This window comes from uncultured Jatrophihabitans sp. (genome assembly GCF_964244045.1).
In the GTDB taxonomy this organism is placed as follows: Bacteria; Actinomycetota; Actinomycetes; order Mycobacteriales; family Jatrophihabitantaceae; genus Jatrophihabitans.
The window spans coordinates 44412-57989 of sequence record NZ_CAXTHK010000016.1 but is presented as its reverse complement, the minus strand read 5'-3'; the positions used below and the strand labels follow the sequence as shown (position 1 = coordinate 57989).

Here is a 13578-nt window from a genome sequence, read left to right as displayed (position 1 = left end):
TAGGAGAGCCATGACACCGGATGTCCGGACGCCGACGAGGCGCGCAGTCACCGTGCTGGCCAGCATCAATGATGACAGCGACGTCTCCTGGCGTGCGGTCGATTACGCGGTGGGGTTGGTGCAGCGCCAGCCGGGCCCGGTCCGCGTGATCTTCGTTCACGTGGTGCCGAAAGCGGGTGGCGTCAACGTCTATCCCGACCTGTACGCCGCAATGGTCGATGCACAGGACGACTGCGTACGAACGGTACGTTCCCGGCTCACCGCCGAACTCCAGCCGACCCCGATCGAGTGGGATTACCGGTGCCGCACCGGGAGCCGCTCGTTGGAGCTGAGGCGGGTTGCCGAAGAGGTAGAGGCTGACCTGCTCGTCATCGCCGGCGAGACGAAGCGAGGGTGGCGGTCGTTGTTCAGCACCGCAGCGCTGCTGCGTCGGGCTCACTTCCCCGTCGTCTTCGTCTCGTAACCGACCTTCGGAAGAAGCGAGCTCGATGGAGATCCGCGCGCCGGTCCTCCGCGAGCCGGACGGCGTTGCTCATCGCAGCGCTGCGTCTGAGCCTGAACCGGACCTACTGAGCCACCCCGACTGACACACCTGCTTCGGCCGCTGCTCCCATTGCCGGGCAGGGGTCAGTTGCGCGACGCTGGGGCGGGCCGGTTCACACGTTCTGCGACGGCTCGTTCGGCACGGCCACCCTGGCCTGCCGTCGGGTCGACCATCGCGTCGGTGCTCCAGGTCGCAACACGAAGCTCGCCCTGGACTGGACCGACGTCGTGGCGAACGGCGAAGGCGTCCGCGGGGTCGTGATGGGCTGGAGCCGGCCGGCGACCGTCATCCCCTATCTGATCGAGAACTGGCAAGCAGGACGCGTCCCATTCGACAAGATGATCACGGTGTTCGACTTCGATGACTTCGAACGGGGCCGTAGCGGCCATGCAGAGCAGACCGGTCGTGAAGCCGGCGATGGTTTCCCCCGACCGGCGAGTGGCACGCCGCCGGACGCCGCCAGACCGATCGTGCATCAACGGTGCGGCAGGCGGTGACATGTGCTGGCATCGAACACCAACGGGGCGCGTGTCGGGTCGTGCTCGAGATGATGGATTTGTAGCAGTGCGATGGCGTGATCACCCGCCGGCACCTCGGCACAGCGCGCTGTGCCCGTCGGCCAGGACGCTGATGCCGATACGCCCGCACGGGCGCAGTTGCGGCCAGGTCGTCGAGGAGTTCGCTACACACACCGACACCAGGGGGGCTCCAACGACACCGACGTGAACGAACTGGCCGCCATCCCCACGGCTACCCCGTCGACGAGCGAACATACGGCGACGACGCCGGTGGGGAAGCTGGCAAATGCCTCTCGCAACTCCTGCGGCAAGAACAGCGACTCCGCGGTCATGCACGAGCCGTTCAGGCATCGTCCGCTCCTCTAGATCGCGGACCTCGAGACAAAAGTATCTGGCCGGCCGTCCACTATAACGGCGTGACATGACAGGATGATGTGGTGTTCACTCCGACGCTGCCGACCAGCCACCACGACCTGCTCACCGGGGCCACCGTGAGCCTGTCCACATTGAATGCCGACGGCTCGATCCAGACGACGGCGATCTGGGTGATGGTGGACGAGAACGACGTCGTGCGGACCTCCCTGGCCAAGAACCGCCGCAAGTACGTCAACCTGGTCGCGCGGCCCGTCGCCACGCTGTTCTCGATCTCGCCGACGAATCCCATGCACACGCTCGAGATCCGCGCGACGGTCGAGATCGAGGACGACGACGCCGACCTGTCCTTTCTCAAGCGGCTCCTCGCCACTTACGACGATTCGCTCGACGCGCTCCCGCTCATGGCCGAGGAGGAGCGGACGGTCGTCACCTTCCGTCCCACCCGCATCCGAATCTGAGACGCCCACGGCACGACCGTCAGGCCGGAGCCCCGACAGGCCAGTATTTGGCTGCGATCGCCCGCTTGAACACCTTGCCGACATCGCTCCGAGTGAGGTAGTCCACGAACTCGACAACGGCGGGCACCTTCAGCCCACCGAGTTCCTCCCGGACATACGCCCGAATGTCGTCCGCCCCGACCTCCCGGGTGCCATCGAGTTCGACCGCGACGCCCACCGCCTCGCCCAGTTCCGCGTCCGGCACGGCGAACGCGGCCGCCAGTGCCACGCCGGGGAGTCTCGCCAGGATGTTCTCGATTTCGATGGTGTAGATATTCACACCGCCGCAGACGACCATCTCGCGGGCCCGTCCGGCCAGGAACAGGTAGCCGTCCCGGTCCAGGTAACCGAGATCACCCTGGGTCACAAAGCCGTCGCGGCCGACCTCGGCCCGGCCGGCGGAATTGCCGATGTACTCGAAGTCATCGAAGATCTCAGTCTTGATGAAGATCTCGCCGATCTCGCCGACCGGCACCTCGTGGCCGTGTTCGTCGAGGATCCGCAGGTGGACGCCGGGCACGGCCCGACCCACCGTGCCCGGGTGGGCGAGCGCGTCCGCGCTGGTGGCGAAGGTGGCACAACCGGCCTCCGTGCCACCGTAGTATTCCCCCACGATGGGGCCGAGCCACGCGATCACGCGTTCCTTGACGCTGACCGGGCACGGCCCCGCGCCGTGTACCACCTTCACCAGCGACGAGAGGTCGTAGCGGGTGCGCTCGTCCTCGGTGAGCGCCAGCATCCGCACCATCATCGTCGGCACGAGCATCAGGAAGTTGACCCGGTGCCGTTCGACAAGCGCCAGCAGTTCCACGGGATCGAAGCGCGGCATGATCGTCTGGAAGCCGCCGCTCTTGACGGTCGTCAGCGCCTGCGACGCTGGGGCCGTGTGGTACAGCGGGCTGACGACGACGCCGCGCCGGGTCGGCGCCGGCAGGCCGAGCAGACCAGCAACCTGCTTGGCCGCGTCCATGTTGATCGCCCGCGGGATCCGCCGAACCCCCTTCGGCCGCCCGGTCGAGCCCGAGGTGTAGCTGATGACGCGCGGCGCTTGCATCTCGTCGGGCACTTCGTAGGACTTCGCGACCGCCTCCGGCCAGGCGGTCCAGTCCCGCCAGTGGGGCACGCCCGGCACCGGGGCCAGCTGCAACTTGTAGGCCCGTACGACTTCAGGGTGCGGCTCGACCTGCACAACGGTGACGTCCGACGGCAGGTTCGGCGCCAACCGCTCGATGAAGTCGGGGTTCGCCACAAGCACCTTGACGCCGGCGTCCTTCAGCACGTACAGAACCTCATCATCGGTGCTGTGCCAATTCACCTGCACCGGCAGCGCACCGAGAATCTCCGCGGCCAGGTTGGCCTCGTACCAGGCGAGGTCGTTGCGCACCATCACGGCGGTGCTGTCGCCCGGCTGAACACCGGCGGCCCGCAGCGCCGCCGCGGCCCGGCCGACGCGGTCGTCGAGTTCGGCCGCGGTGACCACGTCGTCGCCCAGGGCGAGCAGCGGCCGTGACCCGGAAGTCATGTCGTCCATACAATCGCCTCTTCTGGAACTGGGGAGACCGGGCGGGTTCGGGCCGGGTCGGGTTCGTCGGTCAAAGACCGGCCAAGCCGGCCAGGCGGGCGCGGTGCTCTCCCGGAGGACCGAAGAGCATCTCGTTGGTCTTGCTGCGCCGCAGGTAGAGGTGCGCGTGATGCTCCCACGTGTAGCCGATTGCGCCGTACAGCAACAGTGTGTTGGTGGCGACCCGCGAACCCCCCTCGGTCGCCTGCGCATGCACCAGCGCCGCCATCAACGGGAAATGCTCCTCGTTGGTGTGGCGCTGCGCGAACTCCACCGTGGCCCGGACGGACTCTACGTCGGACAGCACGTCGGCCAGCGCGTGCTTGATCGACTGAAACGAGCCGACGGTTCGACCGAATGCCTTGCGGACGGTCACGTACTCGACGGTCCGCTCGAGGACGTATTGCATGATCCCGAGTTCTTCGCTCGCCACCGCGAGGCTGGTCAGGTCCAGCACATGCTCGGCGACGGCGGCGGCAGCGTCACCCACGAGGACGGGCTCGGCTCGGGCTTGGTCGAAGACGACGGAATAGGCGCGTCTGGTGAGGTCGAGCGACTCAAGCCGGTCCACCGTGACGTGGCTGTCGGCTGTGGGCACGAGGTACAGGCCGTAACCGTCGCGACCGTCCGCGCCGACCAGAATCAGGTTGCTGGCCCCGGCGTCGAGCACCGGCGTGACGGCGCCGTTCAGCACCACGCCGTCATCGTCGCGCCCTGTGCTGGCCTGCGCCCGCAGGCGGCCCGCGCCGTCGCGTCGGCCGACCGCGACTGCGACGATGGTCTCGCCGGCGCCGATCGCCTTGCGCACGGCGTCCGTCGCGCCGGCGTCGGCACCGTGCTCCGCGCACGCCCCCAGCGCTGCATCTGCGACCAGGCAGGAGAGCAGGGGTGCGGTGAGCAGCGCTCGGCCGGACTCTTCCAGCAGCAGGCCGAGGACGTCCCAGCCCTGGCCCGCGCCGCCGAGATCCTCCGGCAGGCCGAGGCGGAGGAATTCGACCTCGCTCGCAAGGCGCGCCCACACCGAGCGATCGAAGCTCTCCTCGGTGACGACGATGCGGCGCACCGCCGGCTCGGCCGAGTGCCGGGCCAAGAACGTCCGGGCGAGACTGCGCAGCTCCGCCCGTTCCGGTGCGGACAGGCGTTCCAGGCTCATGCCGTGCTCCGGGTGTTCTGCGGTTCGCGGGGCAGCCCGAGCAGCCGCTCGGAGATCACGTTGCGCTGGATCTGATCGGTGCCGCCACCGAGGGCGATTCCGGGGAAGACGAGCAGCTCGCGGCTCCACCGCTGTTCGTCGGGCGCCTCGGCGGGCCACGCGACGCCAACCGGACCGGCGGCCTCGAGCATCAACTCGGCGCGTTCGCGCAGCGACTGCGACAGCTTGAGCTTGCCGATCGATCCTTCACCGCCGGGAGTCTGCCCCGCCCTGAGCGCAGACCGGACGCGGTCCCCGAGCAGCTGGATGGTCACAACGTTTGTGTAGAGCTTGGCGAACTTGTCCCGGAACACCGGGTCGGCGTCCAATCCGGTGCGCCGGGCCAGTTCGACGAGCGGGTCGAGGTCGAGCGTCTGGACGCCCTCGGCGCCGGACAGGGCCACGCGTTCGTTCATGAGCATGGTGATGACCGCGGCCCAGCCCCCGTCGACTTCGCCGATCACGTTGGCCGCAGGCACTCGCGCCCCGTCGAAGAACACCTCGTTGAACTCGGCACCGCCGTTGATCTGCCTGATCGGGCGGACCTCGATGCCGGGCGTCCGCATGTCGACAGCCAGCATGGTCAGGCCGCGGTGCCGGCTCTCCACAGTCCCGGTGCGCGCGATCAGCACGCCCATGTCGGCGAACTGAGCTGCAGAGTTCCAGACCTTCTGCCCGGTGACGACGAAATTGCCGCCCTCGGCGACCGCGCGCACGGACACCGCCCCGAGGTCGGAACCGGCTCCCGGTTCGGACAACAACTGGCACCACATGTCGTCGCCGCGCAACAGCCGCGGGAGGTACCGGTCCTTGAGCTCGTCGCTGCCGATCGCGAGGATCGTCGGCCCGCACATGCCGAGCCCGAGCATCAGCCGGTTCGAGGGGATGTGGAACCCGGCCGATTCCTCGAGCCAAATGAGGTTCTCGACGACGCCGAGACCCGCGCCACCGAACTGCTTCGGGTAGGTGATCCCGGCCAGTCCGGCGGCGAAGAGCCGGCCCTGGAACTCGCGGGCCTTGACGAACGCGTCAGGATCGGTGTGGCGTGACCAGCCGCGGTGCGCAATGCGTTCGGCGTTGGCGTCAAGGAACTCGCGCACCCTGCGCCGGAAGTCGGCCTGAGCCGGGGTGTCCTCCACGGACCCGGCGGTACTGCTCGGCATCCAGAGTGTTTCGGCGGTCACGATTGGCTCTCTCCTGCCTCATCTGCGCTGAGCAGTATCTGCGCCGACCCCGTCAACGTCACGGTTCCGTCCTCGAGGGTGGCGACCAGGGTCAGCGTCGCGAGCCGCGACCCGTCCTCCTGTTCCTCCAGCGCGGTCACCGTCGCCGAGCACGCTGGACGGGCGCCGACCGGCGTGGGCGCGACGAAGCGCACCGAGAGCTTGCGAATTCGGTCCTGCAGGACCGAACCGGTGAGCAGCCGCCCGAAGTACGCGGCCGTCAGCATCCCGTGCGCGATGACGTCGGGCATCCCCGCGCGGAGCGCGAAGTCGGTGTCGATGTGGATCGGGTTGTGATCACCCGAGCCGCCTGCGAACAGGGCGAGGGTCGTACGCGTGATCGGACCGACTTCCGGGCGCGGCAGCTCGTCGCCAACGGCCAGGAGAGCCACCATCGCGCTCACAGGTACGCCCCTTTGCTGCTCACCGTTGTTCGGCTGGGCGACGCCCCCCGTGTTCCCGAACCCGGTCATGTCGCGCTCCGCGGCAGGATCAGCGTCGTGCGCATCGTCACCACCGGCGCATCGTCGGACTCGTGGGTGATCGCCGTTTCGTTCACCACGAACACCAGCGCGCCCCCTCGTTTCTCGTACACGTCAGCGATGCAGGTGCGGTACCGCAGCACGTCGCCGGCGTACGCATTCTGGTGATAGACCATCTCCTGCTCACCGTGCAGCACGCGCGCCATGTCGGCGCCCGACTCCATCAGCGCCGCACGGATCTCGGGCCGGTCGCCACCCAACGCGAACAGGAAGGTGGGCGGGGCGAGCACGTCCCGGTGCCCCGCGGCACGAGCGGCGTCGACGTCGAGGTAGAGGGGATCCGACTCACCGATGGCCTTCGCGAACAGCCGGATCAGGCCCCGCTCGAGGGTCACGACGGAGTCGGGAATAGCGGTGTGCGTCAGCGGGTGCGGCGTCATGCGGACGAGCCCTCTCTCGGGTTGGGCGACGTCCGATCCGGCCGGAAGCGGGGCAGGGCGGGGGAACCCACGCCGCCTGTCGGCTCCAGCACCACCCGGACGGGCAGGTCGATCTCGATCGCCTCGGGGTCGACGCCGACCAGGTTGGTCAGCATCGTCGGACCCTCCGCGAGTTCCACGTAGGCCAGCACGTAGGAACCGGCCTCCGCGTAGGCCCCGACGCCGCGACGCGTCAGCGTCCAGGAGTAGACGGTCCCGAGACCTGACGCCTCCCTCAGCTCGGCCGGGTGTCCGCCTTCCGGGCAGTACGCCCGATTGGGGGGCCAGAACCAGGTTGCACACCGCGGGCAGTGCCCGATCAGAAACCGGCCTTTGGCCGTGGCCTCCCAGAAGGCGCTCGCTTCGCTCGTTAGGCCGGGTGCTGGTGCCACCAGGCCTGACGCCGGCTCGGTGCTCATCAGTCGGCCCTTCCGAGAATCACGGTCGCGCTCCCCATTCGGGAGCCGATCGATCCGCCCATTCCGTTGACGAGGGCCACCTGGCACTGCGGCACCTGCACCTGCGGGGCAGCCTGCCCACGCAGCTGCCGGACGGCCTCGACGAGCTTCGGCATCCCGCCGCGCCCGCCCGGGTGGTTGTTCGACAATCCCCCGCCGTCGGTGTTGGTGGGTATCTCACCGTTCGGCGCAAGCAGGGCACCGGACGCCACGAATGGCCCACCGTGCCCCTTCGTGCAGAATGCCAGGTCCTCGAGCTGCATAAGCAGCGTGATGGTGAACGAGTCGTACGCGCCCAGGTAGTCCACCGCGCCCGGGCCGATCCCGGCCATGGCGTAGGCATCCCGGCCTGACTGCACCGCCGCCGTCGAGGTTAGGTCGATCCTGCCGCCGTACGAGGCCTTGATCGCCGTACCGTGGCCGAGCACCGCGATGCGCGGCGTGGACAGCGTGCGAGCCACTGCCTCGCTCACGATCACGAGCGCGCCGCCGCCGTCAGTGTTCCTGCAGCACTCGAGCCGGTGCAACGGATCGGCCACCATAGGCGAGTCCAGGACCTCGTCCACCGAGATGGGCTCCTTGACCCACGCGTTCGGATTGTGGTGCGCATGGATGGTGGAGGTGCTCTTGACGGCGGCGAGTTCCTCCGGCTTGGTACCGAACTCGTGCATGTGCCGGCGCATGGCCAGCGCGTATTCACCGGTGATCGTCGTTCCGAAAGGGGTTTCGAAGGGGATCTCTGGAGCGAGGAAGTACCCGGCCGGGATGCCCCCGCCCTTCGTCTTGCCCCCCATGACGACCAGAACGACCGAGCAGAGCCCGGCCTGGATGGCCATGGCGGCGTGCCCGACGTGCGCGATGTAGGCCGAGCCGCCGGTCTCGGTGGTGTCGGTGAACCGCAGCCGCCGCATCCCCAGATAGTCGGCCATCGACAGCATTCCGAGGCCGGGCGCGTCGGGTGTCGACAGGAAGCCGTCGACGTCGCCCGGTGAGAGCCCGGCGTCGTTGAGCGCCCCGATAGCCAGGTCAGCCTGCAACTGCGCGATCGTCGTGTCCGGCAGGCTCCGGGCCGGATGCTCGTAGGCTCCTGCGATGAACGCGCATTCGCTCACGCTCGCTCCTGAATCAGTTTGCGAGTTCGGCGCGCAGGCGCTCACGGGGGCTGGGGTCATTCGCGACGGCGGGAAGCAAAGTCGTCTCGACCGCCGTCACGAACTCGTCGAGATCCCAGGCCTCCTCGGACGCGATGTGGGCGATCGTGTCGAGGTGCCCGTAGACCTTGAAGACGCGACGCCCGGCGTCATAGATACGGCCGGTACTCCACGCGGAGCGCTCAGAAGCCAGGTAGGCCACGATCGGTGCCACACTGTCCGGATTCATCGCCTCGTTGTCCGAAAGGATGTTTCGGGAGCCCGGGATGCTGGTGACCATCCGAGTCGTCGCGACCGGAGCAACCATGTTCGCCGTCACGCCGTAGCGCGCCAGTGACTGCGCGGCCGAATAGGTCAGGCCGACGATGCCCATCTTGGCGGCGGCATAGTTCGGCTGCCCGAAGGAGCCATAGATGCCGGCCGCGGAGATGAAATTGATCAGTCGGTAGTTCCCGTCCGGATTGCCGATCGCCTTCCAGTGCCGCGCCGCGGTCGAGACCGTGTTGAACGTGCCCTTCAGGTGCACCCGGATGACGGAGTCCCATTCATCCTCGGTCATGTTCCACAGCGTGCGATCGCGCAGGTTGCCGGCCACGTTGACCACGACGTCGACCGTGCCGAAGGCCTCGAGCGTCTCCGCGAACAGCCCCTGCACGCTCGTCAGGTTCCCGACGTCGCAGACGTTGTGCGCCGCCGCTCCTCGCTCGTCTCGGATCCGCTGGGCGACCGAGGCCGCCGGACCGGCGTCCTGCCCCGTGCCGTTCAGCTCCGCGCCCAGGTCGGCGATCATGACGTTCGCGCCACACCGTCCCAGCAGACGGGCGACCGAAGCGCCGATACCGCGCCCCCCTCCGGTCACGATTGCCGTCCGGCCCTGCAAGTTGATCACGAACAAATCCTCTCTCCACAGTGACGCGTGAACTCGCAGCGCCTTACGTTCGCCGAGTCGGCCGAACGAAACGGCCCCGCACCTGCTCCCGACTTGAACATCTCCTGGTCAGTCGCTGGCCGGGAGGGCTTTGGCTTGCTTCAGGATCATCAGCGTCCCGTCGACGGCCGGGACGCCGGTACCCGGCTTGGTACACAGCAGTTCGATCGATCCCGCCGCGTCCGTGTAGCGCTTGCCTAGTTCCGCACCGCCATCGTGGCCGGACACGGCATCGAGCACGTCGGCCGGGTGAGCGTCCTGCGCCGGCGAACGCCCCCCGATAGTCACCTCCGACGCCTCGCTGCCCGACCGCACGACGATGAATTCACTTGTGGAGGTGGCGCAGTACAGCCGCGTACCCGGCTTCAAGGTCATCACGATGTCTCACTACCTCACGTGGACGTAGCGGCCGGTCAGGCCTGAATAGATGTCGATCCCGGCGGGGGCGTCGGCAGGTTGTACAGCTTGGCCGCATTCTCACCCAGCACCTTGCGCTTGAGGGTCGAGTCGGCGCCATCGAGGGCCTTCAGCGCACGCGGGATTGCTTCCGGATACAGGCATGTCGGGTGCGGGAAGTCGGTCTCGAACAGGGCGTGGTCGACCCCGAGCCGCTCGATGTCGTTGACGACATTGTTCGCCTCGAACCAGAAGCAAGCGTAGATCTGCCGCTCGAAGTACTCCGACGGCAACATCGACAGCTTCGAGATGCGCTTCGGGTCGATCTCGCCCATCTGGTAGTCCAGCGCCTCCAGCATGAACGGGATCCAACCAATGCCACTCTCGATCGACACGATCTTGAGGTCCGGATGACGCTCGAGGATCCCCGAGTAGATGAAATTCCCCATCACGCGGGAGTTCAGCAGGAACATCATGCAGGAGCCGAGGGCCATCTTCAGGTCGTCAGGGCTGGTGGATGGCCAGTTGCTCGTCCCGTAGAAGGACATCGCACTGAAGCTCGCCCCGATGTGGAAGTTCAGGGGCAGTTTCGCTTCGGCGGCCGCGGCCCACAGGTCGTCCATGACGGGTTCCCCGAGGTCGGGGTAACCGTGGTCCTGGGGGTCCGTGCTCGTGTTCAGCGCATGCAGGCCGAGGCTCTTGATCCGCTCGAGTTCTTTCATCGACGCGGGGATGTCCCACCAGGGCAGCAGTCCGCTGGGGAACAGCCGCTGCCCGGACTCCTCCTGGATCTCGGCCATCGCATCGTTGAAGATGGTGATGACGAGCTTGCGCAGCTCCGCGTCCTTGCACGCCATGATCGCCTGACCGCCGAAGCCGACAGCGTTCGGGTACAGCAGGTGGGCCCAGATGCCGGCTTTGTCCATCATCTCCAAGCGCGGCCCGACGAGCGTCGCGCCTGCGTGCCCCAGCTCCGGCGTCATCGACCACAGCTCGTCCACGGTGTTCACTTTGGTCCCGTCGCGACGCACCACGCCGCCGGCGCGGGCGGGGCCGAGTTCGATGGACCCGTCCAAGATCCACCTGGCTTGGCCGTCCACCGTCTTGACCTGCGGAACACGCTCGGCATACTTCGCCGGCGCACGCGAGGTCCAGAGGTCCCACGGCTCGGTGAGGTGGGTGTCGGCATCCACGACAAATGTTTCCGCCGTCTCTGCCTGGACCGCTTCGGGGGCTAACGTCATTGTCCGACTCCTTTTCCGCGCCATTTCTCTGCCACGCTCGCGCAGCAAAAATAGCTACTACTATTCCGCATCTATAGTTCGTACTATGGTGGTCGTCGGTGGCACTGTCAAGGCCGCGCCACCAGCCCGCGACCGTGTTTCTCGGGCCCGCCTCTTCGAACTGGTGAGGGCACTGAAGTGGACATCCTGCGCGACGTGCGCGTCATTGATTTCTCCACCGGTATCTCTGGTCCATACGCCACGAAACTGTTCGCCGACGCGGGCGCCGACGTTGTCAAGGTCGAGCCCGAAAGCGGCGACCCGCTGCGTCAACGCTCGGCCAGCGGCGCTGATCTCGCAGACCGCGACTCCGCACTGTTCCGCTTCCTGAACGCCGGCAAGCGTTCCATCGTCGGCACGCCGGAAGACGAGGAGGTGCGGGGACTGATCGAGGGCTCGACTCTCGTCGTGGAGTCCTTCCCGCCGGACCAGTTCGATGCGACGGCGTGGCGCGAACGCTTCCCCGGCTTGGTGATCCTGTCCCTGACCCCCTACGGCCGCACCGGCCCGTGGGCCGGCCGGCCGGCGAACGAGTTCGTCGTGCAGGCGGAGGGCGGTTCGATCGGCAGTCGGGGGCGCGCGGACCAGGTCCCGTACCAGATCGGCGGCCGGATGATGGAGTGGACCGCCGGGCTGTACGGCGGTGCGGCGGCGCTGGCCGCCGTCGTCACCGCGCTACGGACCGGCCAGGGCGAGCACATCGACTGCTCGCTGATCGAGGTCACCGCGTTCTCGACCAACATGGGGGCGTCGACGAAGTATCTGTTGGACGGCGCGCCTGCGATCACTACTCCTGGCCGCAGCTCCGAGATCCCTTCGATCGAGAGGACGTCGGACAGCTGGGTCGGGCTGAACACCAACACCCGCCAGCAGTTCGACGATTTCCTCGTGATGATCGAGCGCCCGGACCTCTCCTTGGACGACGCGTGGGCGACCTTCGACTACCGCGACGCGCACCACGAGGAGTGGAACTCGTACGTGCGGCCTTGGATGTCGACGCACACTACCGACGAGGTTGTCGAGCTGGCTTCCCTGTTGCGTATCCCGGTGGCTCCGGTGTGCAACGGTCAGACGATCCTGGGCAACGAGCAACTCGCCGCGCGCGAGATGTTCATGACGTCACCGGACGGCGACTTCGTCCATCCGGCCCCGCCCTACCTGCTCGACGGACACCGGCCCGCTGTCCGGGGCCCGGCACCGCGGCTGGGCGAGCACTCAGGGCGGATCGAACCACACAGGCCGGTATCGGCGACGACCGAGGACGGATCTGCCACGTCATTGCCGTTCGCGGGTCTGCGCGTCCTAGACGCGACTGCATGGTGGGCCGGGCCTTCGGCGAGCCAGGTGCTGGCGGCGCTCGGGGCCGACGTCATCAAGGTGGAGTCGATTCAACGACCGGACGCCATGCGCCTGCGGCGCAGCAGCCACTCGCTGTGGTGGGAGTCAGCGGCGATGTGGCACACGACCAACTGGAACAAGCGGGATCTCACCCTCGACCTCAGTCGGGAAAGGGGGCGCGAGTTGCTCACCGAACTCATCCGGCAGAGCGACGTCATGATCGAGAACGCCTCCCCGCGGGTGATGGAGCGCTTCGGCTTCGACCATGACCATGTCCGCGGCATCAACCCCAGGGTTGTCTACGCGCGGATGCCGGCCTTCGGACTGACCGGCCCCTGGCGCGACCGCGTCGGGTTCGCCCAGACGATGGAGCAGCTGAACAGCTCGGCGTGGATGACCGGGCACTCTTCCGACCAGCCGCGCATCCCCCGCGGGCCGTGCGATCCGCTGTCCGGGTACCACGCGCTGTTCGCGATCCTGCTGGGCCTGGTGCAGCGCGACCAGACCGGTCGGGGCAGCTGCGTCGAGTCGGCCATGCTCGAGGCGACGATGAACGTGACGCCCGAGCCGCTCATCGAATTCACCGCCTATGGCGCCGTGGTCGAGCGCGACGGCAATCGCGGTCCGGACGCCGCACCGCAGGGTCTGTATGCCTGCGCGGGGACGGAGAACTGGCTGGCGCTGAGCGTGGAGACCGACGCCCACTGGGCCGCGCTCAAGGAAGCGATGGGCAGCCCGCCCTGGAGCGAGGACCCTTTGCTGGGCAGCCGGTCCGGACGGCGGGACGCACACGACCGGCTGGATAAGGAGATCGGTCAATGGGTCGCCGAACGTGATGTGGACGAGGTGGTGGCCGACCTCGTCAGCCGCGACATCCCCGCGGGGCGCGTCACGGATCCTCGACTGACCCCGCGCCACCCGCAGCTCGCGGCCCTAGGCTTTTACCAGAGTGCCGAGCACCCCGTCCTGGGCGAGGTCACGGTCTGCACTCTGCCGTTCCGGTTCACCCGCATTCCACGCTGGCTGCGCACTGCTCCGCCCACGCTCGGCCAGCACAACCACGTGATCCTGGCCGAGCTGGGCTGCTCCGCGGCCGAGATAGCGGAGCTCGAGCGGGCCGCCGTGATCGGAACCCGTCCGCCGGGGCTGTGAC

General features: G+C 67.8%; 14 protein-coding genes and 1 pseudogene. 4 read left to right on the top strand and 11 right to left on the bottom strand.

Annotated elements, in window-relative coordinates; translation table 11 throughout:
* The first annotated feature begins 10 nt into the window (after positions 1-10).
* The gene (locus ACFFC4_RS13175) at positions 11-463 is read left to right on the top strand and encodes a universal stress protein (protein ID WP_375501553.1); all 453 of its coding nucleotides are present in this window, start codon (positions 11-13) and stop codon (positions 461-463) included.
* Between the two features lie 308 nt (positions 464-771).
* Complete coding sequence (locus ACFFC4_RS13170; protein WP_375501551.1) at positions 772-1041, top strand: hypothetical protein; 270 nt, start codon at positions 772-774, stop codon at positions 1039-1041.
* On the opposite strand, the pseudogene ACFFC4_RS13165 reads toward ACFFC4_RS13170, so the two are convergent.
* Positions 1020-1394 (bottom strand): annotated as a pseudogene (locus ACFFC4_RS13165) (flavin reductase family protein). The gene ACFFC4_RS13170 and the pseudogene ACFFC4_RS13165 overlap by 22 nt on opposite strands.
* A 105-nt stretch (positions 1395-1499) precedes the next feature.
* Between ACFFC4_RS13165 and ACFFC4_RS13160 the strand changes: the two are divergent.
* Positions 1500-1895, top strand: coding sequence for a TIGR03618 family F420-dependent PPOX class oxidoreductase (locus ACFFC4_RS13160; protein WP_375501549.1), 396 nt, complete (start codon positions 1500-1502; stop codon positions 1893-1895).
* Positions 1896-1914: 19 nt separating this feature from the next.
* Here the strand turns inward: ACFFC4_RS13160 and ACFFC4_RS13155 are convergent, their stop codons facing one another.
* The 10 genes from ACFFC4_RS13155 to ACFFC4_RS13110 all read right to left on the bottom strand — a co-directional run bounded on the left by ACFFC4_RS13155 (position 1915) and on the right by ACFFC4_RS13110 (position 11048).
* On the bottom strand, positions 1915-3456 hold the full coding sequence (locus ACFFC4_RS13155) for an AMP-binding protein (protein ID WP_375501547.1): 1542 nt from the start codon (positions 3454-3456) through the stop codon (positions 1915-1917).
* Positions 3457-3526: 70 nt separating this feature from the next.
* Positions 3527-4648 (bottom strand): acyl-CoA dehydrogenase family protein, encoded by a 1122-nt coding sequence (locus ACFFC4_RS13150; protein WP_375501545.1) that lies wholly within the window; start codon positions 4646-4648, stop codon positions 3527-3529.
* Positions 4645-5871, bottom strand: a complete 1227-nt coding sequence (locus ACFFC4_RS13145; protein WP_375501543.1) for an acyl-CoA dehydrogenase family protein — start codon at positions 5869-5871, stop codon at positions 4645-4647. The genes ACFFC4_RS13150 and ACFFC4_RS13145 overlap by 4 nt, the downstream gene beginning before the upstream one ends.
* Positions 5868-6314, bottom strand: a complete 447-nt coding sequence (locus tag ACFFC4_RS13140) for a MaoC/PaaZ C-terminal domain-containing protein (protein ID WP_375501630.1) — start codon at positions 6312-6314, stop codon at positions 5868-5870. The genes ACFFC4_RS13145 and ACFFC4_RS13140 overlap by 4 nt, the downstream gene beginning before the upstream one ends.
* A 65-nt stretch (positions 6315-6379) precedes the next feature.
* Positions 6380-6832, bottom strand: a complete 453-nt coding sequence (locus tag ACFFC4_RS13135) for a MaoC family dehydratase N-terminal domain-containing protein (protein ID WP_375501541.1) — start codon at positions 6830-6832, stop codon at positions 6380-6382.
* Positions 6829-7290: a Zn-ribbon domain-containing OB-fold protein gene (locus ACFFC4_RS13130; protein WP_375501539.1), complete on the bottom strand. Its 462-nt coding sequence runs from the start codon at positions 7288-7290 to the stop codon at positions 6829-6831. The genes ACFFC4_RS13135 and ACFFC4_RS13130 overlap by 4 nt, the downstream gene beginning before the upstream one ends.
* Entirely contained in the window at positions 7290-8441 is a 1152-nt protein-coding gene (locus ACFFC4_RS13125; RefSeq protein ID WP_375501537.1) for a thiolase domain-containing protein, read from the bottom strand. The genes ACFFC4_RS13130 and ACFFC4_RS13125 overlap by 1 nt, the downstream gene beginning before the upstream one ends.
* A 13-nt stretch (positions 8442-8454) precedes the next feature.
* Positions 8455-9369 carry an SDR family NAD(P)-dependent oxidoreductase gene (locus ACFFC4_RS13120; RefSeq protein ID WP_375501535.1) on the bottom strand — a complete coding sequence of 305 codons (915 nt, stop codon included), beginning with the start codon at positions 9367-9369 and terminating at the stop codon, positions 8455-8457.
* 108 nt (positions 9370-9477) lie between these two features.
* Positions 9478-9786, bottom strand: a complete 309-nt coding sequence (locus ACFFC4_RS13115) for a hypothetical protein (RefSeq protein WP_375501533.1) — start codon at positions 9784-9786, stop codon at positions 9478-9480.
* A gap of 35 nt (positions 9787-9821) precedes the next feature.
* On the bottom strand, positions 9822-11048 hold the full coding sequence (locus ACFFC4_RS13110) for an amidohydrolase family protein (protein ID WP_375501531.1): 1227 nt from the start codon (positions 11046-11048) through the stop codon (positions 9822-9824).
* A 195-nt stretch (positions 11049-11243) separates the two neighbouring features.
* Between ACFFC4_RS13110 and ACFFC4_RS13105 the strand changes: the two genes are divergently transcribed.
* A complete protein-coding gene (locus tag ACFFC4_RS13105; RefSeq protein ID WP_375501529.1) occupies positions 11244-13577 on the top strand; it encodes a CaiB/BaiF CoA transferase family protein in 2334 nt (777 codons plus the stop codon).
* The last annotated feature ends 1 nt before the right edge of the window (position 13578 follow it).